This window comes from Streptomyces sp. NPDC045968, assembly GCF_056430475.1.
The window spans coordinates 417,177-442,033 of sequence record NZ_JBWKLF010000006.1 but is presented as its reverse complement, the minus strand read 5'-3'; the positions used below and the strand labels follow the sequence as shown (position 1 = coordinate 442,033).

Sequence of the window (24,857 nt, the reverse complement as noted above, 5' to 3'; positions counted from 1 at the left end):
AAGGGGTGGTGCGTCGTACGGCAACAGGAGGCGCAGGACCGGTCCTAGCGTGACGGGCATACCGCGCCGCTTCGACGCGCGGACCAGCCGACCCGAATCGAGGGAACATCCCCATGCCGTACATCACCGTGGGCCAGGAGAACACCAACCCCATCGAGCTGTACTTCGAGGACCAGGGCGCCGGGCAGCCCGTCGTCCTCATCCACGGCTTCCCGCTCGACGGCCACTCCTGGGAGCGCCAGAGCGCCGCGCTGCTCGCCGCCGGCCACCGCGTGATCACGTACGACCGCCGCGGATTCGGACAGTCCTCGCAGCCGACCATCGGCTACGACTACGACACCTTCGCCGCCGACCTGAACACCGTGATGGAGACCCTCGACCTGAACGACGCCGTCCTCGTCGGCTTCTCCATGGGCACCGGCGAGGTCGCCCGCTACATAGCCACGTACGGCTCCGCCCGCGTCGCCAAGGCCGCGTTCCTGGCCTCGCTGGAGCCCTGCCTGCTCAAGAGCGACGACAACCCGGACGGGGTGGCCCCCAAGGAGTTCTTCGACGGAGTCGTCGCCGCCGTCAAGGCCGACCGCTACGCCTACTACACCGCCTTCTTCCAGGACTTCTACAACCTCGACGAGAACCTGGGCACCCGGATCAGCGAGGAGGCCGTCCGCAACAGCTGGAACACCGCGGCCCGCGGCGGCTCCTTCGCCGCGTCCGCCGCGCCGGCGACCTGGTACACCGACTTCCGCGCCGACATCCCCGCCGTCGACGTGCCCGCCCTGATCCTGCACGGCACCGCCGACCGCATCCTGCCGGCCGAGGGCACCGCCCGCCCCTTCCACAAGATGCTCCCGTCGGCCGACTACGTCGAGATCGAGGGCGCTCCGCACGGCCTGCTGTGGACCCACGCCGAGGAGGTCAACACCGCCCTCCTCGCCTTCCTGGAGAAGTGACGCCGCGCCGCTGACCCCGCCGGGTGACGCCGGAGCCCCCGACGTCACCCCGACCCGGTTCCCCGGCGCGGGAACCGGACGAGCCCAGGAGAGCAGACACCCCATGCAGTTCGGCATCTTCACCGTCGGGGACGTGACCCCCGACCCCACCAACGGCCGTATTCCGACGGAACACGAGCGCATCAAGGCGATGGTCGCCATCGCCCTCAAGGCCGAGGAAGTCGGCCTCGACGTCTTCGCGACAGGCGAGCACCACAACCCGCCGTTCGTCCCGTCGTCGCCGACGACCATGCTCGGCCACATCGCCGCCCGCACCGAGAAGCTGATCCTGTCCACGTCCACGACGCTGATCACCACCAACGACCCGGTGAAGATCGCCGAGGACTACGCGATGCTCCAGCACCTGGCCGACGGCCGGGTCGACCTCATGCTGGGGCGCGGCAACACCGGTCCGGTCTACCCGTGGTTCGGACAGGACATCCGCCAGGGCCTCAGCCTCGCCAAGGAGAACTACACGCTGCTGCGCCGGCTGTGGCGCGAGGACGTCGTGGACTGGGAGGGCACGTTCCGTACGCCGCTCCAGGCCTTCACGTCGACACCCCGGCCCCTGGACGGCGTCCCTCCCTTCGTCTGGCACGGGTCCATCCGGTCCCCTGAGATCGCGGAGCAGGCCGCCTTCTACGGCGACGGCTTCTTCCACAACAACATCTTCTGGCCGGCCGACCACACCAGGCGCATGGTGCAGCTCTACCGGCGCCGGTTCGCGCACCACGGCCACGGCCGCCCGGAGGACGCCATCGTCGGCCTGGGCGGACAGGTCTTCATGCGCGAGAACTCCCAGGACGCCGTACGGGAGTTCCGTCCCTACTTCGACAACGCTCCCGTGTACGGCCACGGCCCGTCGCTGGAGGACTTCACCGAGCAGACCCCGCTGACGGTGGGCTCTCCCCAGCAGGTCATCGAGCGGACCCTGTCGTTCCGGGAGAGCGTCGGCGACTACCAGCGTCAGCTGTTCCTGATGGACCACGCGGGCCTGCCTCTGAAGACCGTCCTTGAGCAGCTGGACATCCTCGGCGAAGAGGTCGTGCCCGTCCTGCGGAGGGAGTTCGCGAAGGGACGCCCGGCCGACGTGCCGGAGGCCCCCACGCACACGTCGCTCCGAGCCGTCCGGGAGGTGTCCGCCGCATGAAGCTGATCGTCGTCTCCGCGGGGCTGAGCACGCCCTCCTCCACCCGCCTGCTCGCGGACCGGCTGGCCGAGGCGGCCCGCGACGAACTCGCTGCCCGGGGGCAGGCGCCGTCGACCGAGGTCGTGGAGCTGCGGGAACTGGCCGGCGACATCGCCAACCACCTGGTGACCGGCTTTCCGCCGCCGCGACTGAGCGCCGCGATCGACGCGGTGACGGCGGCTGACGGCCTGATCGTGGTGACTCCCGTGTTCGCGGCTTCCTACAGCGGTCTCTTCAAGTCCTTCTTCGACGTGATCGATCCGGACGCCCTCTCCGGGAGGCCGGTCCTGATCGCGGCGACCGGCGGTACCGCCCGCCACTCCCTGGTCCTTGAGCACGCCGTGCGCCCGCTCTTCGCCTATCTCCGCGCCGTCGTCGTCCCCACCGCCGTGTTCGCGGCCTCCGAGGACTGGGGCTCGGGGGGAGACGAGTACACCGACGGCCTGCCCGGCCGCGTCCGCCGGGCGGGCGTCGAGCTCGCCGCGCTCATGGCGGCGCGCCCGGTCGGTGCAGAGCCCGAGGACGACGTCACCGTGCTCGAACGGCAACTCGCCGACCTGCGCTTCGACTGAGACGGGCGCCTGGGCCGGGCGACGGCGGGGTGGTACATACCGTTCATACTGGTGCGCTGTATGAGCGTGAACCGAGTGACGACAAGGACCGTGCCCGAGGAACTCGACGGTGTACGGGCGCCCCTCCGCGGCAGGGACGCCGAACTGGCGTTCATCGAGGCGCGGCTCGACGCGCTCGACCGGGGCGAAGGCGGGATTGTCCGCGTCGAAGGCCCCGTCGGCATCGGCAGGTCCAGAATCCTCGCGGAGTCCGCGGCAGCCGCGGGGCGGCGCGGGGCGAGGGTGTTCGAGGGAGCGGCGGACCCCGACGAACAGTTCGTGCCGCTCGGCCCGCTCCTCGACGGTCTGCTCTCCGGCGAGGAACCGCTGTCGGGCGCCGTCCGCCTCAGGGACCTGGCCACGACACCTGGCCAGCGCTTCTGGCTGCTCCAGGAACTGGGGGACCGCCTGAGGGAGACGGCTCGCAACGGCCCCCTGCTCGTCGTCCTCGACGACCTCCAGTGGTGCGACGACCTGACCCTTCTCACCTTCAACACCCTCGCGGCCGGACTCTCGTCACACGCCATCCTGTGGATGGTCGGCATGCGCGGCGGCAGCGTGCCGTCGGGAGTGCGCACGACCCTGGACCGGATCCGGCGGGCAGGCGCACACGAGCTGACGCTGGGAGCGCTGGACGACCAGGCGGTCACACGGATCACCGAGGACGTCCTCGGCGCCGCTCCCGACCCGGACGTCCTTCGCGTCGTCCGTCGCGCCGAAGGAGTCCCGCAGCTGCTGGTCGAGCTGCTCGGCCCGCTTCGGAAGGCGGCGAGGATCGGGAACGGCACGGCCAGGCTGCCGGCCGGGCCCCCCGCCCCACGGGAGCTCCCCTCTGTCGTGCGCCGCCTCGACCAGCTGTCCGGCGAGGCACGGGAGCTGGTCCAGACGGTGGCAGCCGTGGGCGGTCCGGTCACCGTCGCGCTGCTGGCCGAACTGCTCGGCAGGTCATCGGCGGCGCTCATCACAGCGGTGCGGGAATCCCTCGACGCCGATCTGCTCATCGAAAGCGGCGATCGCCTCGCCTTCCGCCACGACATGGTCCGCGAGGCGGTGGAAACCGGCCTCCCCCTGCCCCTGCGTCAGGCCCTGCGGGGTCAAGCCGCCGAGCTGCCGCCGGGGAGCGTGGCCTCCCCCGTCGAGCGTCCCGGGCCGTCGGCAGGGAGAGTGCGGGCAGATGCGGCGGCGGCCGGGAGAGCGGGGCCGGGAGACGTGGCGGAGGCCGACCGGCTGCGCACCGCCGCGGCGGAACTCGCGGCCACCGCTCCCGGAACCGCCGCGGAACGCAGTCTCAAGGCCCTGGAGCTCACCACGGCGGACGCTCCCGAACGGCCGCTGGTCATCGCCGAGACGATCCCGCTGCTCTGGCAGACGGGCCGGGCCGCCCAGGCGCGTGAGCTGGGGACCTCCGCCCTCGCGACCGGCGCTCTCGGACCAGAGGACGAGGCGCGCATACGCCTTGCGCTGGCACGCCTCGCCGTACCGTTCGACTTCTCCGAGGCGGTCCGCCAGGCCCGCGCCGGGGCGGCACTGCCCGGGATCCCCGTGGACTTGAGGGGGCGACTGCTCGCCATGCTCGCTGTCGGCCTGTCGATGTCGGGCGAGCACTCGGCGGCCGAGCAGGTCGCCGCGGAGGCATGGGAGACCGCCGCGGCAGCGGGGGACCGCTCCGCCGAGGCCACGCTGACGACGGTCCGCTCGGCGGTGAGTTTCCACCGCATGGACTTGACCGAGGCGTTCCGGCAGGCCGAGCGGTCCGCCGCGCTGGCCGACGCCCTGGGCGTCAGCACCTCGCTGTGGGTTCCCGAGGCCTTGTGGCACGCTCTCCTGTCGAACACCACCGGACGCTCGGCGGAGGCGCTCGCCGCCGCGGAGGACGGCATCCGGCTCACCAGGGAGCAGGGCCGGACAGCGGCCACCGGTATGTGGCTCATGACCCGCTCCCGCATCCTTCTGGAGGCCGGACGGCTGACGGACGCCCGGGCCGACGCTGAAGCCGCGTCCGCGACGACCGACGACCTCGGCCCGGGCAACCTCGCCGACGTCACCCTCCGGTACGTGATGATGCGTGTCGCCCTCCACACCAACGACCAGCAGACCGCACGAGCGTACGCGGCGGAGGCGAGGCGCATGCGGCGCGACGGCGCACCCGTCGTCCGCCAATTCGGCTCCTGGATGCTGGCGCTGCTGGCCGACTTCGAAGGCCGGCCCGACCGTGCCATGGCCGAGCTCGACGAGGTGATGACGTCGCCCGCCGCGGACCGGCCGGCCTACGCCGGCTTGGTCGACCCCGCCGACGCCCCGGTCCTGGTCCGCCTGGCGCTGCGTGCCGGCGCACACGAACGGGCCGCGCAGGCAGTGGCCCTGGCCGAGCGACTAGCCGTGCTCAACCCCGACCTCACGTTCCTGGCCGCCACCGCCGCGCACGCCCGGGGGCTCCTCGACAACGACCTCGCCCCTCTCGTACGCGCCGCCCGGCTGTACGAGGACTGCCCTCGGCCGTTGTCCCGGGCGTCTGCACTGGAGGACGCCGGACGCAAGCTCGCGGCCACCCGCAAGCCCGAAGCGGTGCCGTACTTCGACACGGCCCTCGCTCTCTACGCGCGAGCGGGCGCCGAGAGGGACGTCGCACGCGTCCGCCGGCGCCTCCGGGCCGCTGGTGTCCGCCGCCGGCCCTCGACGGCCGGACTCTCCGGGGCATGGCCCGAGCTGACGGCCGCGGAGAAACGGGTGGTACGGCTCGTCGCACAAGGGCTGACCAACCAACAGGTGGCCGAGCGCCTCTCCCTCTCGCCGCACACGGTGAGTTCGCACCTGCGCCGTGCCTTCACCAAGCTGGACATCACCTCGCGCGGGGAGCTGACCCGGCTGGTGAGGCATCGCGACAGCGGAGAGTAGTCACTTCGTATCCCCTGCGGGTGTCGTGACAATGGACGATTCGTGTGATGTGCCGACGTCGTCGCTTCCTCAGAATGATCAAGAGCCGCGGAATGGAGAAGTCCGCGGGGAACCGTTGGTCGAGAGAGGAACAGCGCATGACCGTAAGGCTCCAGCGAGCCCGCTCCGGCAGCCCCGAGCTCCAGGCACTTGTCGACGAGCTGGCGGAGCGGCTCGGCCGGTCCGTGGCCGTCGACGACCCGCTGGTCCGCATGGTCTGTACGAGCCGCCACTTCGGCGACGAGGACCCCGTCCGCATCGGCACCCTGTTGCAGGGCCGTGCCGACAACGCGGCCATCCGCTACGTCCTCGCCCAGGGCGTGACCCAGTGGTCCCGGGCCGGGTTCATCGATGGACGTGACGATCTCGGACTGCTGCCCCGTTACGTCGTGCCCCTGCGCGAGCGCGGGCGTCTCCTCGGACTGCTCCTGGTGGTCGTGCCCGAGAAGACGCTCGCAGAGCACGAGACACGTGCCATCGCCCGGGCCGCGGACGCCATGGCCGCCCAGATGCACGGAGAGCACATCGCCACCGACACCCGGAAGGCCGACGAGCGGGACCTCGTCCTCCAACTCGTCGGCACCGACGTCGCCGCCCGTACCACCGCACGGCGGCGAGGCAGAGAACTCGGACTGCTCGGAGCAGCCGAGCACGTCCTGGTCACCATCGTCCAGCTGAGCTGCGCGACCGAACTCGTGGGGCAGTCCGAGGCGGCCCTGTGGGGGGCGCTGGAGGGGTTCCGGCAGACGCGTTCGGCCCAGGGTCTCATCGCGATCGGCAAGGAGCGGGCGACCTTGCTCCAGCTGCGCGACCGCCCACCCGGCCAGGACGAGGTCACCGCACAATCCGCTCGCATCCTGGGCGAACTCCGCACCTTCCTGGGTCCGTCGGCGGACCCCGTGATCGGCGTCGGCGGCCGGCACCCCAGCCTGGACGACGCATGGACGTCGTACGAGCAGGCGCTCGTGGCGGCACGTGCGGCTCACCGACTGCCCACCCTGAAGAGCGCTGGCGACTGGGAGCTGCTCGGGGAGCTCGCGGTGCTGCTCCAGCTCCCCGAGCACGCACTGAACGCGTCTTTGGTCCCCAAGCCGCTCCGTACCCTGAGCGACGCTCACGGCGGTGACCGCCTGCGGGACACCCTGCGCTGCTTCCTCGAACACGCGGGATCGATTCCCCGGACCGCGGACACGCTGGGAATCCACCGCACCTCGCTCTACTACCGGCTGCGCCAGATTCAGGAGATCACCGGACTCGACCTCGACGACGGCGCCCACCGGCTCACTCTGCACCTCGGCCTCAGGATCGAGGAACTTCTCGCCCCAGGCGGCGACGGGGCCGTCTGACACGGACTCGCTTCGACAAAGCGAGGAGGATTCACGGCCCGATTCCTACAGCTCGCGGTGGTGCGGGCAGCGGGCCCCATTCGATGATGTACGGGACGGGCGGGCACGATGTGCCGCCTCTGACCAGGGGAGAGGTCATGAAGGAACTGATCACGACGGACGGCGCACGGCTCGCGTACCAGGACACCGGTGGGGAGGGCGTCCCGCTGGTGATGCTGCACGGCTGGGGGCAGACGCAGGCGATGTTCCGCCACCAGATCGAGGGGCTGGCGCCCGGCCGTCGCGTCGTCACCGTCGACTTCCGCGGCCATGGGAAGTCCGGCAAGCCGCGTCACGGCTACCGCATCGCCAGACTCTCCCGCGATGTGCTCGAACTCGTCGACCATCTCGGTCTCGACCGTTTCGACGCACTGGGCTGGTCCATGGGTGTCTCGGTGTGGTGGAGCTTCATCGACCAGTACGGGACCGGACGGATCCGGCGCTTCGTCGCCGTCGACCAGCCCGCGGCGGTCGCCGCCGTGCCGTGGATGACCGAGCGGGAACAGCGGGACTCCGGTGCCATCTTCGATGTGTCGGGGCTGTTGTACCTCGGTGCGGCTCTCGCGGGTCCGGAGGGCGACACGGTCCGCGCCGACTTCGTGCGCGGCATGTTCTCCGGCGAGCCCGACCCCGAGGTGCTGGCCTTCATCGCCGAGGAAATCAGGTCGACACCCGCCTACGCGGGCGTACCGCTGCTGTTCGACCACTGCGCGCAGGACTGGCGCGACGTGCTTCCCCGGATCGATGTGCCGACCCTGGTGATCGGCTGTGAGGGAAGCCATGTGCACCCCGATTCGCAGCGCTTCGTCGCCGAGCGGATTCCCGGCGCACGCCTGCACGTCTTCGCCTCCGACGTGGCGAGCTCACACTTCCCCTTCCTGGAGAACCCGCCGGCCTTCAACGCCGTGGTGGACAAGTTCCTGGCCGAGGAGCTGGCGAACGGGGTGTGAATCCACGCTCCGCCCGCACGCACCTACGCCTAGGACTCCCCATGACCCTCTCGCTGATGTCTCGTGTGCCCGAACGGATGCCCCGACAGGCGCCCGATCCGGCCTCGCCCTCCTCCCGCTCGGGGTGGCTGGTCCAGATGCTCTCCGAGATGCCGGAGACGAACGACCGGAACCACATCTACCTCGGTGTCCATGTCCGTGGGCCCGTCACCGTCGTCCACGAGCGTGCCAAGACCCTGCTGGAGCCGAACGACCTCGTCTTCTGCGACCCGTCCCGACAGCACCTGCTGCGGTTCGGCGAGGACTGCCAGATGATCTTCTTCCGGATCCCTCGCTGCTATCTGGGCGTCACGGAGCCGGAACTGAACCAGGTGCTCGGCGTACCCGTACGCGGCGGGGAGGGGATCGGGGCGCTGGCGTCCGACTTCCTGACCGCGCTCGCCGCCAAGGCGGAGTTCCGCCGGTCCACGATCGGGGACCGGCGTGCCCGGACGGCCGTACACCTCCTCTCCATCCTGGTCATGGAGCTCCTCGAAGCGGACACGACGTCCGAGGCCGACGACGCGTCCGGGGCGGGTAACGAGATGCTGTCCCGTATCCACGGCTACATCGAAGAGCATCTGATGGACCCGGACCTCTCACCGGAGTCGATCGCGCGCGCCCACCACATCTCCGTCCGGTACCTGCAGAAGCTCTTCCAGAACGACGGCAGCACGGTGAGCCATTGGGTGCGGCGGCGCAGGCTCGAGTTCTGCCGGCTCGAACTGGGCCGCTCCAGCCGGAGGATCACCATGGCCGCGGTGGCACACCGCTGGGGCTTCAGCAGCCCCTCGCACTTCAGCCGCACGTTCCGCGGGGCCTACGGCATGAGCCCCAGCGAATGGCAGGCGCTGGCGACCTCGGCCTTCGCGGCGACGACTGCCGGCACCCAGGACGAGCGAAGGCGCTGAGACGCGTGTGCGCTGCCATGACAGCGCGGATGCGCGCACGTACAAGAGGAGCCACGTCCACGGCTCTACCGTGAGTAACAGTCGCATGGACCTCTTGCCGTATTCCGGGTCGCGCCCTGACCGTCGTGAGGACGCCCCATACGTGGCCCGACGCCGAAAAGAGAACTCGCATGACCAACCCCACCGTCGTCCTCGTGCACGGCGCCTTCGCCGACGCGACAGGCTGGATAGGCGTCATATCGGAACTGCGGAGCAGCGGCATCCCGGTGATCGCTCCGTCGAACCCGCTGCGGGGGCTGACGTCGGACGCCGCCTACCTCGCCTCCGTCCTCGCGCAGGTCGACGGCCCGGCCGTACTCGTCGGCCACTCCTACGGCGGTGCGCTGATCACCGTGGCCGGCGCCGCGGAGAACGTCGTGGGGCTCGTCTACGTGGCCGCGTACGTGCCCCACGAGGGCGAGAGCCTCGGCCAGCTCCAAGGGAGCTTCCCCGAGTCCCCGCTGACGGCCCACCTGAAGGAGCGGACGTACCCGCTCCTCGACGGCGACTCGGCGGTCGAGGTCACCATCGAGGAGGCGGCCTTTCCCTCCGTCTTCGCGGCGGACATGCCCGAGGACGTCGCCGGCGTCCTGGCAGCGACCCAACGTCCGCTCGCCACGGCCGCCTTCACCGAGACCGCGTCCGCTGCGGCGTGGCGGACCAAGCCGTCCTGGGCCCTGGTGGCCGGGGCGGACCGCACGATCAGCCCCGAGGTCCAGCGCTTCGGCGCCGCACGGGCCGGCGCCGTCGTCGTCGAACTGCCGGACGCCTCCCACGCCGTCGTCCTCTCCGAGCCCACCCGGGTCGCCGACCTGATCAGGGACGCGGTACGGGCGACGAGCTGACTCGAAAAGCTGCCCATACCCCGCGCAAGCTTGTTCGACATGCCTTCTTCGGGCTGGTCGAGACCGGTCAATCCGGGGCTGACCTGGGGCTATTGCTCACCTCTTGCTGACTCGCTGACCAGCAGCAGGCGTCTGACCTGCGTAAACCCTGAAGCGGGGGCTATAACAGCCTGATCACGTGATGGCATCGGGACGCTCCGCCCGTCATTTCGGTGCCCGGGAGCGTGCCATCATCGAGCATCGATCGACCAGTGGAGTCCGAGTTGGGAGGGCGCGTGGCGATGGAGGCCGGCCCTCGCGACACAGACCAAGACGCACCGGATGCGCAGCACGAGACGGGACGCCTGAGCCCCGACGGGCCCGACGAGCTCGACGTGACCCCCGAGGTGGAGGTCGAGCTGCGCCCCGCGCGTCGGCTGCGCATCTGGCAGCTCGCACCGATCGTCATGCTTGCCGCTGTCGGCTCCCTGATGTTCGCCTTCCCACTCGCCTTCGAGTTCGGCGACGGCGGTGCCATCGTGGCGATGCTGGGCCTGCTGATCAGCTGCTGCGCCGCCGGCTGGGGCATGATGGCCGCCCGCCGGGTCGGTCACACCTGGCCCGGCCTGCCCGCGAGAGGCTCCGGCGAGCGTCCCGACTGGCGTGTGATCGCCCTGTACGTCGCCGTGTGCGCCGGACTGGTCGCGCTCGCCGTCTGGCGCGTGGCCCGGCTCCGCTGACGCGACGCTCTCTCCGCGCGGTCCGCCTTCGCGGGCTGTCGGTGCGGCCTCGTACAGTGGCCGTGTGAGCACTTCGCAGATCGCCTTCCTCAAGGGTCACGGCACCGAGAACGACTTCGTGATCGTTCCTGATCCGGACAACGACATCGACCTGCCCGCATCCGTCGTCGCCCGGCTGTGCGACCGCCGGGCCGGCATCGGCGGCGACGGCCTCCTGCATGTCGTACGGTCCGCCGCGCACCCGGAGGCGCGGGACATGGCGGCAGCTGCGGAGTGGTTCATGGACTACCGCAACGCGGACGGCTCCATCGCCGAGATGTGCGGCAACGGCGTCCGGGTCTTCGCCCACCACCTGCGGCGGGCCGGACTCGTCGAGGAGGGCGACCTGGCCGTCGCCACCCGGGGCGGCGTCAAGCACGTCCACCTCTCCAAGGACGGCGACATCACCGTCTCCATGGGGCGCGCCCTGCTCCCGGAGGAGCACGTCACGGTCACTGTGGGCGGCCGCAGCTGGCCCGCCCGCAACGTGAACATGGGCAATCCGCACGCCATCGCGTTCGTCGACGACCTGGCACACGCCGGTGACCTGTACTCCGCGCCGGAGTTCACCCCCGGGGCCGTCTACCCCGACGGCGTCAACATCGAGTTCGTCGTGGACCGCGGCCCGCGCCACGTGGCGATGCGTGTGCATGAGCGCGGCTCCGGCGAGACACGCTCCTGCGGTACGGGGGCCTGCGCCGTGGCCGTCGCGACGGCCCGCAGGGACGGCGCCGACCCCGCGCTCACCGGCAGCCCCGTGACGTACACGGTGGATCTGCCCGGTGGCACCCTGGTGATCACCGAGCACCCGGACGGCGTGATCGAGATGACCGGCCCCGCCGTGATCGTCGCCGAAGGATTCATCGACCCGGCCTGGCTCGAAACCGTGATCGGCTAGAGCTTCGCTCGAATGGGTGATCCGTTTCACGCTGAGCGAGAGCCGGACTGCGCCACGTGGTGGGGTCGGTAGCATCAAGCACCGGCCCGGGGACGCACCCGCGCCTCCTCACCGCCGGTCGACGTTGCCGGAGGCGCCCCCATGAGTGCAGAGGCCACCAATCCAGGTGCTCCCCCTCGCAAGCGGGGCCGTCCGCGGATCGACCTCCGCAGGATCGGCCGTGTGGCGCTGCTCGGCCCGGTCTCCCGCGACCGTCTGTCCGACGCCATCGGCCATGTCGCGGACGCCCACCGCGCCCACCATCCCGATGCCGACCTCGCCATCCTGCACAGGGCGTACGTCCTGGCGGAGTCCTCGCACCGCGGCCAGATGCGCAAGAGCGGCGAGCCGTACATCACGCATCCCCTCGCCGTGACCTTGATTCTCGCCGAACTGGGCGCCGAGACGACGACGTTGACCGCCTCTCTCCTCCACGACACGGTGGAGGACACCGAGGTGACCCTCGATCAGGTCCGGGACCAGTTCGGCGAAGAGGTCTGCTACCTCGTCGACGGCGTCACCAAACTCGAGAAGGTCGACTACGGCGCGGCGGCCGAGCCCGAGACCTTCCGGAAGATGCTCGTCGCCACCGGGAACGACGTCCGGGTGATGTCGATCAAACTCGCCGACCGGCTGCACAACATGCGCACGCTCGGGGTGATGCGCCCCGAGAAACAGGCCAGGATCGCCAAGGTCACCCGCGATGTCCTCATCCCCCTCGCCGAACGTCTCGGCGTGCAGGCACTCAAGACGGAGCTGGAAGACCTCGTCTTCGCGATCCTCCACCCGGAGGAGTACGCACACACCCGCGCCCTGATCGCCGGCTCCGGCGGCGCCGAGGACCCCCTGACCGAAATCGCCGAGCGGGTCAGGGCGACGCTCCGGGAAGCCGGCATCTCCGCCGAGGTCCTGATCAGGCCACGCCACTTCGTGTCCGTGCACCGCGTCCACATCAAGCGCGGCGAGCTGCGCGGCACCGACTTCGGACGCCTCCTGGTCCTGGTCACCGAGGACGCCGACTGCTACGCGGTCCTCGGCGAACTGCACACCTGCTTCACGCCCGTGATCTCCGAGTTCAAGGACTTCATCGCGGCCCCCAAGTTCAACCTCTACCAGTCGCTTCACACCGCCGTCGTCGGCAGGGACGGCGCCGTCGCCGAAGTCCTCATCCGTACGCATCAGATGCACAAGGTCGCCGAAGCGGGCGTCGTCGCACTCGGGAACCCGTACACCCCGGACAGCACCGCGGTCCAGCACTCCGAACCGGTGGACGGGGAACGCGCCGACCCGACCCGGCCCGGCTGGCTCTCCCGGCTCCTCGACTGGCAGGAGTCCGCCCCCGACCCGGACACCTTCTGGACCACACTCCACGCCGACCTCGCCCAGGACCGGGAGATCACCGTCTTCTCCACCGACGGCGGGACGCTCGGCCTGCCCGCGGGCGCCAGCTGCGTCGACGCCGCGTACGCGCAGTACGGCGACGAGGCGCACGGCTGCATCGGGGCGCGCGTCAACGGCCGGCTCGCCACGCTCAGCACCGTCCTGAGCGACGGCGACACCGTGCAGCCGTTGCTCAGCCAGGACGCGGCCTCAGGGCCCTCACCCGACTGGCTCGACCACGCGCGCACGGCCGCCGCCCGGATCGCCATCACCGGCTGGCTCGACGCCCATCCCCAGCACGCCCAGGGGCTCGCCGGACAGCCAGAGACCCCCCGATCACAGCCCCAGCCCCAGCCCACGGACGAGGGGGCCGGCGGCCGGAGCAAGCAGGGGGCGCGCGTCGCGAGCGTCGCCGTGGACGGACCGGGTACAGCGGTACGCCTCGCGGGCTGCTGCACCCCCGTACCTCCCGACGAGATCACCGGCTTCACCGTGCGCGGCGGTGCCGTGACCGTGCACCGCCAGGAGTGTCCGGGTGTGGCGCGTATGCAGGCCGCCGGGCGGCCCCCGGTCGCGGCCCGCTGGAACGACGACGGGGACCTCCGCGACGCGGGGGAGTGCCGGGTCACCCTGGTCGCCGAATCCTTCGGACGTCCCAGGCTTCTCGCCGACCTCACCGAAGCCATCGCCACCGCCGACGCCGCCATCGTCTCCGCCACCGTGGAACCCCCCAGCGAGCAGCGCGTCCGGCACACCTACACCCTGCAGATCCCCGATGCCGCCGGGCTGCCCGCCCTCATGCGGGCCATGCGGGACGTGCCCGGTGTGTACGACGTGAGCCGTGCCCAGCACCCGGCGACCACCACCTGACGCCTCCGACCGCCGGAAGATCTCGTTCGGGTGGTCCGGCGCGCGGCACCCCGACGGAGCAGGTCTTCGCTGGTAGCCGTAGTCCATGCCGCTCACCTCTCGTCGACTGCGCGCCGCCCTGCTGGCCACCGCCTCGGCCACCCTCGTCGCCGCCGCCCTCCCCGCGCCCGAGCCGCTCGGCATCGGAGACCGACTCTTCCCCCAGCTCGGCAACCCCGGATACGACGTCCTCTCGTACGACATCGCGTTCACGTACCACGGCAGCAACACCAAGCCGCTGGACGCGGTCACCTCGATCGAAGCCCGGACCACCGAGCCGCTGGAACGCATCAACCTCGACTTCACACGCGGCAAGGTCGGCGCCGTCGAAGTGAACGGCCTGGTCTCCGACTTCGCGACGAAGGGCGAGGACCTGGTCGTCCAGGCACCCGCCGCACTCCCCGCCGGAGTGCCCCTGCACATCACCGTCCGCCACACCAGCGACCCGAACGGCAGCCGTGCCGACGGCGGATGGCTGCGCACCGCCGACGGCCTGGCCATGGCCAACCAGGCCGATGCAGCGCACCGCGTCTTCCCGGGCAACGACCACCCGGCGGACAAGGCGTACTTCACCTTCCGGATCACCGCCCCCGAAGAGCTGACCGCCGTGGCCAACGGCCTCCCCGTCAGCGCGAAGCGCCGCGGCGACACGACCACCTGGACCTACCGCACCGAGCACCCGATGGCCACCGAGCTCGCCCAGGTGTCCATCGGCCGCTCCGCGGTCCTGCACCGCACCGGACCGGACGGGCTGCCGCTGCGCGATGTGGTGCCGGCCGCGGACCGTGAGGAGCTCGAGCCCTGGCTGAAGAAGACTCCGGAGCAGATGGCCTGGATGGAGCGCCAGGTCGGCCGGTATCCGTTCGAGACGTACGGCCTGCTGGTGGCCGACACGCAGACCGGCTTCGAGCTGGAGACCCAGACGCTCTCGCTCTTCGAACGGTCCTTGTTCACCGAGCCCGGCTATCCCGAGTGGTACGTCGACTCGATCATGGTGCACGAGCTGGCCCACCAGTGGTTCGGCAACAGCGTCTCCCCGAAGTCGTGGTCCGACCTGTGGCTCAACGAAGGACACGCCAGCTGGTACGAGGCCCGGTACGCCGAGGAGCACGCCAAGCAGCCGCTCGAACGCCGGATGCGCCAGGCATACACCCGGTCCGACGCCTGGCGGGCCGCCGGAGGCCCGCCGGCGCACCCCGACGCTCCGGAGCCGGGCCGGAAGATCAGCCTCTTCAGGCCCGTGGTGTACGACGGGAGCGCACTGGTCCTCTACGCACTGCGGCAGGAGATCGGCACAGCCGCGTTCGACCGGCTGGAGCGGACCTGGGTGCGGCGCCACAAGGACGAATCCGCGACCACCGAGCATTTCACCGGGCTCGCCTCGCAGATCGCCGGACGCGACCTGACCGCCTTCTTCCAGGCCTGGCTGTACGGGGAGAAGACGCCGGCGATGCCCGGGCACCCGGACTGGCGCAGCGAGACGCCCACGGCTCAGTGAGCGGCGCGCGGGGCGGGAAGAGCGCAGTCCTCACACCGGGAAACCCGGGTGACGGGGCAGGTGGCGCCATGCCACTATCAACGGGTCGGCACGGCGGCCGCACCGGAAGTCCCGGCAGGGGAATCATCCGGCGAGGTCACGCGTTGTGACTGACGTAAGCGAATCTCATCGACGTAAGGATCCAATGACCTCCTCTTCTTCCTTTTCCCAGGACGCGCAGAAGGCGCAGAGCGCTACGGAGAATGCCACCGAAAGCCTCACCGAGGGCCTGCGGGCCGACGCCCTGATGGAAGAGGACGTCGCCTGGAGCCACGAGATCGACGGAGAGCGTGACGGCGATCAGCTGGACCGCTCGGAGCGTGCCGCGCTTCGGCGTGTGGCAGGTCTCTCCACCGAGCTCGAGGACGTCACCGAGGTCGAGTACCGCCAGCTGCGCCTGGAGCGCGTCGTGCTGGTCGGTGTCTGGACCTCCGGGACCGTCCATGACGCGGAGATCTCACTCGCGGAGCTCGCCGCGCTGGCCGAGACGGCCGGTGCACAGGTGCTCGACGCCGTGTTCCAGCGGCGCGACAAGCCCGACCCGGCCACCTACATCGGTTCCGGCAAGGCGCTCGAACTGCGCGACATCGTTCTCGAAACCGGGGCCGACACCGTCGTCTGCGACGGTGAGCTCAGCCCCGGCCAGCTGATCCACCTGGAAGACGTCGTCAAGGTCAAGGTGGTCGACCGCACCGCCCTGATCCTGGACATCTTCGCCCAGCACGCCAAGTCCCGCGAGGGCAAGGCGCAGGTGTCGCTGGCACAGATGCAGTACATGCTGCCGCGACTGCGCGGCTGGGGTCAGTCGCTCTCCCGGCAGATGGGTGGCGGCGGTTCCAGCGGTGGTGGCGGAATGGCCACCCGTGGTCCCGGTGAGACCAAGATCGAGACGGACCGGCGCCGGATCCGCGAGAAGATGGCGAAGATGCGCCGGGAGATCGCGGAGATGAAGACCGGCCGCGAGATCAAGCGTCAGGAGCGCAAGCGCAACAAGGTGCCCTCCGTCGCCATCGCCGGATACACCAACGCGGGCAAGTCCTCGCTGCTCAACCGGCTCACCGGTGCGGGCGTCCTCGTGGAGAACTCGCTGTTCGCCACTCTCGACCCGACCGTGCGCCGGGCCGAGACGCCGAGCGGCCGGATCTACACCCTGGCCGACACCGTCGGGTTCGTACGGCATCTGCCGCACCACCTCGTCGAGGCGTTCCGCTCCACCATGGAGGAGGTCGGCGAATCCGACCTGATCCTGCATGTGGTGGACGGTTCCCACCCGGTGCCGGAGGAGCAGCTCGCCGCGGTGCGTGAGGTGATCCGCGAGGTGGGTGCGCTCGACGTACCCGAGATCGTGGTGATCAACAAGGCGGATGCGGCCGATCCGGTCGTGCTCCAGCGGCTGCTGCGCATCGAGAAGCACGCGATCGCGGTTTCGGCGCGGACCGGCGCCGGTATCGACGAACTGCTCGCGCTGATCGATTCGCAGCTGCCTCGGCCGTCCGTCGAGATCGAGGCACTCGTGCCCTACACCCAGGGCGGCCTCGTCTCCCGGGTGCACGCCGAGGGTGAGGTCCTCTCCGAGGAGCACACCCCGGAGGGCACGCTGCTCAAGGCGCGCGTGCACGCGGAACTGGCCTCGGACCTCTCGGCGTTCGTTCCCGCGACACGCTGACGGTTGAGCAGGGCGGTACAGGACGACCCGAAGGCCCGGCCCCTCTCCGAGAGAGGGACCGGGCCTTCGGCATGGACCCGCCGGGCTCCGACGGCTCCATGAACGGGAAGCGGCCCCCGGTACGGCGACTGCCGTACCGGGGGCCGCTGGCGCCTCGCCCGCTCCGTGTGGGCCGGGGGCAGCCCGTCACCGTGCCTACTGGCCGGCGAACTTCTCACTGACCGAGTCGAAGACACCCTTGGCCTCGGCGCCGAGACGCGGGCCGGCCAGCCAGCCGGCCGTCACCGGACCGATGGAGGTGTTGGAGACCAGCGCGGGCTTGCCGTCCTGGCCCGCGGCTACCCAGCCGCCGCCGGAGGAGCCGCCCGTCATCGTGCACCCGATGCGGTACATCGTCGGCTGCGCCTCGAAGACCGAGAGGCGACCGGGCTTGTCCTTGCACTGGAGCGCCTTCTGGCCGTCGAACGGCGGGGCCGCCGGGTAGCCGGTCGCCGTCATCTGGGCGATCTCCGGCACGGCCGGGGCGTTGAACTCGACCGGAAGCGCGGAACCGACCGTCTCCTCGAGAGACTTGCCCGTCGCGCCCTTCTCCGGCGTCACGTGCAGGACCGCGAAGTCGTACGGGGCACCCTGGCCACCGACCGGTGCGCCCTGGGCGATCCACTGCTCGGAGGTCTGCGCCCACTGGCCCCACCACACGCCGTACGGAGCGATCTGCTCCTTGGAGGCCTTCTCGAGCTCCGCCATCGACAGACCGCTGTTGTTGTACGCGGGGACGAAGGCGATGTTGCGGTACCAGCCGCCCTTCTTGCCCGCGTGCACACAGTGTCCGGCGGTCCACACCATGTTGGACTTGCCGGGGTGCGCGGGGTCCTTCACGACGGTCGCGGAGCAGACCATCGAACCCTCGGGCCCGTCGAAGAGGAGCTTGCCCGACTCCGGCGCGTTGTCGTGGTACGGCGTCGCCACGGGGGTGGCCGACACCGGAGCGGGCGTCGGGTCCGTCACTCCGTCGTCGCCCGAGATGTCGTTGTCGACGGGCTTCTCCGGGGACTTGTCGGCATCGCGCATCCGGTCCGGGTCCCAGAGGTCCTCGATGATCGGGTTGACGTAGTCCTTCGCCTCACGCAGCCATGTGTCCTTGTCCCAGTTCTTCCATTCGCCGTTCTTCCACTGGTCGAGGTCGATCCCGTGCTCCTTGAGCCGGTCCTTCAGATCGTCCGGGATCGTGATCTTGTCGTCGGACGACTGACCGGTGGAGAGGCTCGGCTTGCTGCTCGCATCGTCCTCGGTCGGGCCGCACGCGGTGGCGGTGAGAGCCAGGACGGTGGCGAGGGACGCGGCGGCGAACACGGGGGAGAGCTTGCGGCGTGCGCTCCTCCCACGGCGTGCGGCATCGGTCGGGCGGATGGGTCGCATGTGGTGATCCCCCTGGGACTTCGTCATTCGTTACTCGGTAAGGCGCTGCGGCGAGTGGTGGCGCGCTGCGCACACCCGGGACGGCGGCAGGACCGCACCGGCCCCGAGTGCGGGCCCCACTATGCCGGTGCCGATGGGGACGGCGTTCGGCAGGGCCACGGTTCCGAGCCCGCAAGGATCTTCCGATTTACCCGTGATCCTCCGCGATCGCCGTCGTTGGTACGTACGGGGGACACCCGGGCAGCGTTCACCGCCACGGCCCTTCCCCGGGGGCAACGTACTGACGTGCAACGCAACTGTGACAGCAGGAGGATCAACAGCCGTGGCCGTGACCGAACCAGCTCCGGTGGCAACGCCCCCCGCCCACGAGGGAATTCTGCGACGCCAGGCGCAGCGTGAATCGGCGGCCCGTACCTACGCGCGGTCGCTGCCGATCGTGCCCGTACGCGCCCGGGGGCTGACCATCGAAGGGGCTGACGGACGGCGCTATCTCGACTGTCTGTCAGGGGCGGGCACCCTGGCGCTCGGCCACAACCACCCTGTCGTGCTGGAGGCGATCAGGAAGGTCATCGACTCAGGCGCACCCCTGCATGTGCTCGACCTCGCCACCCCGGTGAAGGACGCCTTCACGACCGAGCTCTTCGCCACCCTGCCCCGGCAGTTGGCGGACGACGCCCGCATCCAGTTCTGCGGCCCTGCCGGAACGGACGCCGTCGAGGCCGCGTTCAAGCTGGTCCGCGCCGCGACCGGCCGCAGCGGACTCCTGGCCTTCACCGGCGCGTATCACGGGATGACGGCCGGAGCGCTGTCGGCCTCGGGGGGCGCCCCGGACGTGCGGGTGACACGGCTCCCCTTCCCGCAGGACTACCGCTGCCCGTTCGGCGTGGGCGGGGAGCGCGGCGCCGACATCGCCGCCCACTGGACGGAGCACCTCCTCGACGACCCGAAGGCAGGGATGCCCGCTCCCGCCGGGATGATCGTGGAACCGGTCCAGGGCGAGGGGGGAGTGAATCCCGCGCCCGACGGCTGGCTGCGGCGTATGCGTGAGATCACCGCGACGCGCGCCATTCCGCTGATCGCCGACGAAGTGCAGACCGGCGTCGGCAGGACCGGTGCCTTCTGGGCGGTCGAGCACAGCGGCATCGTGCCCGATGTGATGGTGCTCTCCAAAGCCATCGGCGGCTCCCTTCCTCTCGCGGTGATCGTCTACCGGTCCGAACTGGACCTCTGGCAGCCGGGCGCACACGCCGGCACCTTCCGCGGCAATCAGCTGGCCATGGCCGCCGGTGCGGCCACGCTCAAGTACGTGCGCGAGAACCGTCTCGCCGAACGCGCCGCGACGCTGGGCGCCCGGATGCTCGCCCGCCTCCAGGCGCTGAGCGCGGACCATCCGAGCATCGGCGACGTCCGGGGCCGGGGCCTGATGATCGGGATGGAGCTGGTCGACCCCGAGGCCGCTTCCCCTCCCGGCCGGCCGGAGCGCCCCACCGCCCCGCCACCCGACCCGGTCCTCGCCGCGGCCGTCCAGCAGGAATGCCTGAGCCGCGGTCTCATCGTCGAACTCGGCGGACGTCACTCCGCCGTCGTACGTCTGCTCCCTCCCCTGACTCTCACCGACGAACAGGCAACAGCGGTCGTCGACCGCCTCGCCGAAGCACTGGCAGCCGCAGAACGCTCGCCGCACCGTCGGACCACTGCCGGGCCGCTCCGCTGATCCCGGACACCTCGTAAGGAAGACCGCCGTGAACCCCACCCCCGCGCCCGAGGCCGACGGCCCTCTCGCCGGCTCGCACCCCTGGCAGGACGGACCGGACAGCCCCGTGGCCGTCGAGGCGGCGACCGTGCCGCGTCAGAAGATCCCGCCTCGCGGGGACCGGCGTACCCCCACCAGCGCACCCATCGGCGCGGCACAGCAGGATCTCCTCGACCACCCCGACCCGCTCAGGGCCGCGGACGCGGCGGGCACCGAGAACCTCCTGCGCTGCTGGGCCCGCGAGAACGACCTCCGCCGCCCGGACCGCGACACCCTGCGCATCCCGCTCCCCGCCAGCGGCACCGCCCTGCTCGTCCCGGTCCTCTACTGGTCCGCCACCGGCTGGCACCGCTTCGGCGCACCCACTCTGGAGACCGCGCCCGAGTCCGCCCCGTCCGCCGACGCCGTCACGGTCGCGGCCCTGCTGGGCCGTGAGGCAGACCGCAGCGCCGGCTCGGACCTGGTGGCCAGGGTGGCCGATTCGGTACGTCATACGGCGGCGTTCATCGAGGAACGGCGACGCACGCCCGCCGGGCCCGCGGACGCCGACCTGTTCCTCACCGCCGAGCAGTCCCTGCTCCTCGGACATCCTCTGCACCCCACCCCGAAAAGCCGCGAAGGTCTCTCCGAGGCCGAAGCGCGCCTCTATTCTCCCGAGTTGCATGGGTCCTTCCCCCTCCACTGGATGGCTGTGGACCGGTCCGCGCTGGCCACCGAATCGGCGTGGACACAGGGTGGGCGCCCGGTGTCCGCCGAGGAACTCCTCGCGCCGCACGCCGAAGGCCTGCGCCTCCCCGACCACACCACGGCCCTCCCGCTCCACCCCTGGCAGGCCGGCGAACTGATGCGCCGCCCGGAGGTCGGCGCACTGTTCGAGGCGGGTCTGCTCCACGACCTCGGCGCACACGGCAGGCACTGGCACCCCACGTCCTCCGTCCGTACCGTGCATCAGCCCGGCGCCGAGCTCATGCTGAAACTGTCCCTGGGCGTACGCATCACCAACTCCCGTCGTGAGAACCTCCGCAAGGAACTCCACCGGGGGACAGAGGTCCACCGGCTGCTCCGCAGCGGCCTCGCTGAGCAGTGGCACACGGTGCATCCCGGTTTCGACATCGTCCGGGACCCCGCCTGGCTGGCCGTCGACACCCCGGACGGCAGCCCCGTCACCGGACTCGACGTCATGCTCCGGCACAATCCGTTCGGCCTCGGGGACGACGCGGTGTGCATCGCCGGACTCACCGCCCCGCGCCCCTGGCCGGACGGCACGGGCATGCGCTCGCGTCTGGTCGAATGCGTCTCCCGGCTCGCCGCACGTACCGGCCGGACCACGGCGGCTGTCTCCGCCGAGTGGTTCCTGCGCTATCTCGACCGAGTCGTACGGCCCGTCCTGTGGCTCGATGCCACGGCCGGAGTCGCCCTCGAAGCCCACCAGCAGAACACGCTGGTGCTGCTCGACCCTGATGGCTGGCCCATCGGCGGCCGTTACCGGGACAATCAGGGCTACTACTTCCGTGAATCCCACCGTGCCGCACTCGAGCGCAGGCTTCCCGGTATCGGCGCGCTCAGCGACACCTTCGTCCCGGACCCGGTCACCGACGAGCGCTTCGCCTACTACCTCGGCATCAACAACGTCCTCGGCCTCATCGGAGCGTTCGGCGCCCAGCGTCTCGCGGACGAACAGGTGCTGCTCGCCGCATTCCGCCGCTTCCTCGGCGGCGTGTCAGGACTCGGCTCACCGCTGCCCGCCTACCTGCTGGAGACACCGCTGCTGCGCTGCAAGGCCAACCTTCTCACCCGGCTGCACGGCCTCGACGAGCTCGTGGGCCCGGTCGACACCCAGTCCGTCTACGTCACCATCGCCAACCCCCTTCACTCCTGAAAGCCCTGAACACCATGGCCACCTGAACTCATGAGAGGAGAGCGTCACGTGCCTCCGGCCGATGCGCACACGGACACCGGGTCCGACGCCGCCCCCGAGCTCGTCACGGGCGCCGAAGACACCCTGGACCTGCGGCTCTCCGAGGAACTTCTCGCCCTGTTCGGTGACGACACAGCAGCGTCCGCCAACCGCCCGGCCGCCTCCGATCTGCTCGGCGACCCCGCGGCCTGGCGCCCCGTCACCACCTCCGTCGGTGTCTTCCAGCTCGTCCCGGTACGGCTGGAGCGTGATCTCGCGCTGATCAGCCGCTGGATGAACGACCCCGCGGTCGCAGCGTTCTGGGAACTGGCCGGAGCCGAAAGTGTCACCGCCGACCACCTGCGACCGCAGCTGGAAGGAGACGGACGGAGCGTGCCCTGTCTCGGCGTCCTGGCAGGCATGCCCATGAGTTACTGGGAGATCTACCGGGCGGATCTGGACCCGCTGGCGCGCCACTACCCGGCCCGGCCCCATGACACCGGTATCCACCTTCTGATCGGCGGCGTGACCAACCGCGGACGGGGCGTGGGCACCACACTTCTGCGGGCCGTCTCCGACCTCGTACTCGACAATCTTCCCCTGTGCGCACGCGTGGTGGCCGAACCCGACATGCGTAACACCCCCTCCGTCTCAGCCTTCCTGAGCGCCGGCTTCCGCTTCTCCGCAGAGCTCGAACTACCCGACAAACGAGCCGCTTTGATGGTTCGCGACCGAGCCCTTCGTGCCCAGCTGTGAACAGCTCGCCGACTTGCGTACACCGCTCGAACCCCATCGGTTCCACCCGGAGGAGTCCCCGTGCCGAAATATCCTGCGAGCAATGACCCGGCGGAGCCCCATGCGCCGCGCAGCACTCCGGAACTGAACCGGGCGGGCTGGGACCGGGCGGCGGCCCGGCTGCTGGCGAAGATGCTCGGCGAGTTCGCCTACGAGGAGGTCATCGAGCCCGCCGCGCTGGGCGAGACTGGGGCGGAGGCGGGGGACCTCTACTCCCTCCCGCTCGACGACGGCGCGACACTGCGCTTCCGGGCCCGGCGCGGTGTGTACGGCAGTTGGCGCGTCGACGCCGGATCGATCGCCGAAATCAACGCCGAACACGGCGCGAAGAGCGATGCGTCACGGCCCTTCCGCGACCCACTCCAGTTCCTCGCCCGCGCCCACCGCCTCCTGGACATCGACGGCGCCACCCTGGGCCACCTCATCCGCGAGATCACCACCACGCTCACCGCCGATGCCAGACTCGATCACACCGCCCTCGACGCGGCTCGTCTGGCGGAGCTCGACTACGCCGAACTCGAGGGCCATCAGACAGGCCATCCCTGGCTCGTCGCCAACAAAGGGCGTCTCGGATTCTCCTCCGAAGACATGGCCCGCTTCGCTCCCGAAGCCCGCCGGGCGGTCCGGCTGCCCTGGATCGCTGTCCGTACCCGCATCGCCGGCTACCGAGCGGTTCCCCACCTCGCCGACCCCGAACACCTCTACGCCCAGGAACTGGACCCATCCGTCCGCGCGTCCTTCGACGCCACCCTGCTCGCCCGAGGTCTCGACCCCGGGGACTACCTGTTACTTCCGGTACACCCCTGGCAGTGGGACGAGTGGATCGTGCCGCACTTCGCCCCGGCGATCGCGGACGGTGACATCGTGCCCCTGCACGCCGACGACGACCTCCGGCTGCCGCAGCAGTCCATCCGTACCTTCACCAACGTCGCACGGAAGGACCGGCACACCGTCAAGCTGCCGCTGTCCATCCTCAACACCCTCGTCTGGCGCGGTCTCCCCACCGAGCGCACGCTCGCAGCACCTGCCGTCACGGCGTGGGTCCAGGAACGGTGCGACTCCGACCCGTTTCTCCGGGACTGCGGCGTGATCCTCCTCGGGGAGGTCGCCTCCGTCGCCGTCGAGCACCCCCTCTACGACCGTCTCCCGGAGACGCCGTACCAGTTCAAGGAGATACTCGGCGCGATCTGGCGGGAGCCCCTGCACCCCCGGCTCGCTCCCGGTGAGCGGGCCCGCACGCTGGCCTCCCTGCTGCACACCGACCCGCAGGGCCGTGCGTTCGTGGCCGAGCTGGTCACCCGGTCGGGGCTGACACCCACCGCATGGCTGACACGGCTCTTCTCGGCGCTGCTCCCGCCGCTCCTGCACTTCCTCTACCGCTACGGCACGGTCTTCTCCCCGCACGGTGAGAACACCATCGTCGTCTTCGACGACCAGGACGTCCCGGTACGCCTCGCGATCAAGGACTTCGTCGACGATGTGAACATCAGCGCCCGGCCCCTCCCCGAGCACGACAGCATGCCGGAGGACGTGCGCCGTATTCTCCTTACGGAGAACCCCTCCTTTCTCACCCAGTTCATCCACTCCGGACTCTTCGTCGGTGTCTTCCGCTATCTCTCCCCTTTGTGCGAGGAGCAGCTGGGAGTTCCGGAGGGTGAATTCTGGTCACTTGTCCGGGCGGAAATCGTCCGCCATCACGTCCGGTTCCCCGAGCTCAAGGACCGGTTCGAGATGTTCGACCTGCTGACCCCGCGTATCGAGCGCCTCTGCCTCAACCGCAACCGCCTGCATCTGGACGGCTACCGGGACCGGCCGCAGAGACCGCACGCCGCCGTCCACGGCACCGTTCCCAACCCCCTCCATCCCCTCGCCCGAGTCCAGGAGTGACCGCCGTTGTCAGTGCCGCGCCGTAGG

18 protein-coding genes are annotated in these 24,857 nt (G+C 70.5%); 17 read left to right on the top strand and 1 reads right to left on the bottom strand.

Translation table 11 applies throughout. The features are described from left to right. The first annotated feature begins 113 nt into the window (after nt 1–113). From AC07FA_RS20230 to hflX, 13 genes are all read left to right on the top strand, one after another. On the top strand, nt 114–950 hold the full coding sequence (locus AC07FA_RS20230) for an alpha/beta fold hydrolase (RefSeq protein WP_479077142.1): 837 nt from the start codon (nt 114–116) through the stop codon (nt 948–950). Nucleotides 951–1,053: 103 nt separating this feature from the next. After that, nucleotides 1,054–2,139, top strand: coding sequence for an LLM class flavin-dependent oxidoreductase (locus AC07FA_RS20225; RefSeq protein WP_479077140.1), 1,086 nt, complete (start codon nt 1,054–1,056; stop codon nt 2,137–2,139). After that, the gene (locus AC07FA_RS20220) at nt 2,136–2,750 is read left to right on the top strand and encodes an FMN reductase (RefSeq protein ID WP_479077139.1); all 615 of its coding nucleotides are present in this window, start codon (nt 2,136–2,138) and stop codon (nt 2,748–2,750) included. The genes AC07FA_RS20225 and AC07FA_RS20220 overlap by 4 nt, the downstream gene beginning before the upstream one ends. A gap of 60 nt (nt 2,751–2,810) precedes the next feature. Next, the gene (locus AC07FA_RS20215; protein WP_479077138.1) at nt 2,811–5,684 is read left to right on the top strand and encodes a helix-turn-helix transcriptional regulator; all 2,874 of its coding nucleotides are present in this window, start codon (nt 2,811–2,813) and stop codon (nt 5,682–5,684) included. A gap of 137 nt (nt 5,685–5,821) precedes the next feature. Beyond that, nucleotides 5,822–7,069 (top strand): PucR family transcriptional regulator, encoded by a 1,248-nt coding sequence (locus tag AC07FA_RS20210; RefSeq protein ID WP_479077136.1) that lies wholly within the window; start codon nt 5,822–5,824, stop codon nt 7,067–7,069. 137 nt (nt 7,070–7,206) lie between these two features. Next, nucleotides 7,207–8,058: an alpha/beta fold hydrolase gene (locus AC07FA_RS20205; protein WP_479077134.1), complete on the top strand. Its 852-nt coding sequence runs from the start codon at nt 7,207–7,209 to the stop codon at nt 8,056–8,058. A 56-nt stretch (nt 8,059–8,114) separates the two neighbouring features. Next, a complete protein-coding gene (locus tag AC07FA_RS20200) occupies nt 8,115–9,008 on the top strand; it encodes a helix-turn-helix domain-containing protein (RefSeq protein WP_479077133.1) in 894 nt (297 codons plus the stop codon). Between the two features lie 170 nt (nt 9,009–9,178). Further along, the gene (locus tag AC07FA_RS20195; protein WP_479077131.1) at nt 9,179–9,892 is read left to right on the top strand and encodes an alpha/beta fold hydrolase; all 714 of its coding nucleotides are present in this window, start codon (nt 9,179–9,181) and stop codon (nt 9,890–9,892) included. Nucleotides 9,893–10,173: 281 nt separating this feature from the next. Then, nucleotides 10,174–10,611, top strand: a complete 438-nt coding sequence (locus AC07FA_RS20190) for a hypothetical protein (protein ID WP_479077245.1) — start codon at nt 10,174–10,176, stop codon at nt 10,609–10,611. A 64-nt stretch (nt 10,612–10,675) separates the two neighbouring features. After that, complete coding sequence (gene dapF, locus AC07FA_RS20185; RefSeq protein ID WP_479077129.1) at nt 10,676–11,548, top strand: diaminopimelate epimerase; 873 nt, start codon at nt 10,676–10,678, stop codon at nt 11,546–11,548. A gap of 141 nt (nt 11,549–11,689) precedes the next feature. After that, nucleotides 11,690–13,837 carry a RelA/SpoT family protein gene (locus AC07FA_RS20180; protein WP_479077127.1) on the top strand — a complete coding sequence of 716 codons (2,148 nt, stop codon included), beginning with the start codon at nt 11,690–11,692 and terminating at the stop codon, nt 13,835–13,837. Between the two features lie 85 nt (nt 13,838–13,922). Then, entirely contained in the window at nt 13,923–15,374 is a 1,452-nt protein-coding gene (locus tag AC07FA_RS20175; protein WP_479077126.1) for a M1 family metallopeptidase, read from the top strand. 184 nt (nt 15,375–15,558) lie between these two features. Continuing rightward, nucleotides 15,559–17,079: a GTPase HflX gene (gene hflX, locus AC07FA_RS20170; protein ID WP_479077125.1), complete on the top strand. Its 1,521-nt coding sequence runs from the start codon at nt 15,559–15,561 to the stop codon at nt 17,077–17,079. Nucleotides 17,080–17,274: 195 nt separating this feature from the next. Here hflX and AC07FA_RS20165 read toward each other — a convergent pair whose 3' ends face one another. Further along, a complete protein-coding gene (locus AC07FA_RS20165) occupies nt 17,275–18,498 on the bottom strand; it encodes a trypsin-like serine peptidase (RefSeq protein ID WP_479077124.1) in 1,224 nt (407 codons plus the stop codon). A 322-nt stretch (nt 18,499–18,820) separates the two neighbouring features. Between AC07FA_RS20165 and AC07FA_RS20160 the strand changes: the two genes are divergently transcribed. The 4 genes from AC07FA_RS20160 to AC07FA_RS20145 are packed head-to-tail and all read left to right on the top strand — an operon-like array spanning nt 18,821 to nt 24,830. Next, complete coding sequence (locus tag AC07FA_RS20160) at nt 18,821–20,212, top strand: diaminobutyrate--2-oxoglutarate transaminase family protein (RefSeq protein WP_479077123.1); 1,392 nt, start codon at nt 18,821–18,823, stop codon at nt 20,210–20,212. Nucleotides 20,213–20,240: 28 nt separating this feature from the next. After that, nucleotides 20,241–22,130: an IucA/IucC family protein gene (locus AC07FA_RS20155; protein ID WP_479077121.1), complete on the top strand. Its 1,890-nt coding sequence runs from the start codon at nt 20,241–20,243 to the stop codon at nt 22,128–22,130. Nucleotides 22,131–22,178: 48 nt separating this feature from the next. Continuing rightward, nucleotides 22,179–22,904 carry a GNAT family N-acetyltransferase gene (locus AC07FA_RS20150; RefSeq protein WP_479077120.1) on the top strand — a complete coding sequence of 242 codons (726 nt, stop codon included), beginning with the start codon at nt 22,179–22,181 and terminating at the stop codon, nt 22,902–22,904. Nucleotides 22,905–22,964: 60 nt separating this feature from the next. Then, the gene (locus tag AC07FA_RS20145; RefSeq protein ID WP_479077118.1) at nt 22,965–24,830 is read left to right on the top strand and encodes an IucA/IucC family protein; all 1,866 of its coding nucleotides are present in this window, start codon (nt 22,965–22,967) and stop codon (nt 24,828–24,830) included. Nucleotides 24,831–24,857: the final 27 nt, after the last annotated feature.

Bases quoted from the DNA above. Each gene is read 5' to 3' on its own strand.
- AC07FA_RS20180 (WP_479077127.1), top strand. From the start codon at position 11,690: ATGAGTGCAGAGGCCACCAATCCAGGTGCTCCCCCTCGCAAGCGGGGC.
- AC07FA_RS20165 (WP_479077124.1), bottom strand. From the start codon at position 18,498: ATGCGACCCATCCGCCCGACCGATGCCGCACGCCGTGGGAGGAGCGCA.
- AC07FA_RS20200 (WP_479077133.1), top strand. From the start codon at position 8,115: ATGTCTCGTGTGCCCGAACGGATGCCCCGACAGGCGCCCGATCCGGCC.
- AC07FA_RS20230 (WP_479077142.1), top strand. From the start codon at position 114: ATGCCGTACATCACCGTGGGCCAGGAGAACACCAACCCCATCGAGCTG.
- AC07FA_RS20225 (WP_479077140.1), top strand. From the start codon at position 1,054: ATGCAGTTCGGCATCTTCACCGTCGGGGACGTGACCCCCGACCCCACC.
- AC07FA_RS20195 (WP_479077131.1), top strand. From the start codon at position 9,179: ATGACCAACCCCACCGTCGTCCTCGTGCACGGCGCCTTCGCCGACGCG.
- AC07FA_RS20205 (WP_479077134.1), top strand. From the start codon at position 7,207: ATGAAGGAACTGATCACGACGGACGGCGCACGGCTCGCGTACCAGGAC.
- AC07FA_RS20220 (WP_479077139.1), top strand. From the start codon at position 2,136: ATGAAGCTGATCGTCGTCTCCGCGGGGCTGAGCACGCCCTCCTCCACC.
- AC07FA_RS20215 (WP_479077138.1), top strand. From the start codon at position 2,811: ATGAGCGTGAACCGAGTGACGACAAGGACCGTGCCCGAGGAACTCGAC.
- AC07FA_RS20210 (WP_479077136.1), top strand. From the start codon at position 5,822: ATGACCGTAAGGCTCCAGCGAGCCCGCTCCGGCAGCCCCGAGCTCCAG.
- hflX (WP_479077125.1), top strand. From the start codon at position 15,559: ATGACCTCCTCTTCTTCCTTTTCCCAGGACGCGCAGAAGGCGCAGAGC.
- AC07FA_RS20190 (WP_479077245.1), top strand. From the start codon at position 10,174: ATGGAGGCCGGCCCTCGCGACACAGACCAAGACGCACCGGATGCGCAG.
- AC07FA_RS20175 (WP_479077126.1), top strand. From the start codon at position 13,923: ATGCCGCTCACCTCTCGTCGACTGCGCGCCGCCCTGCTGGCCACCGCC.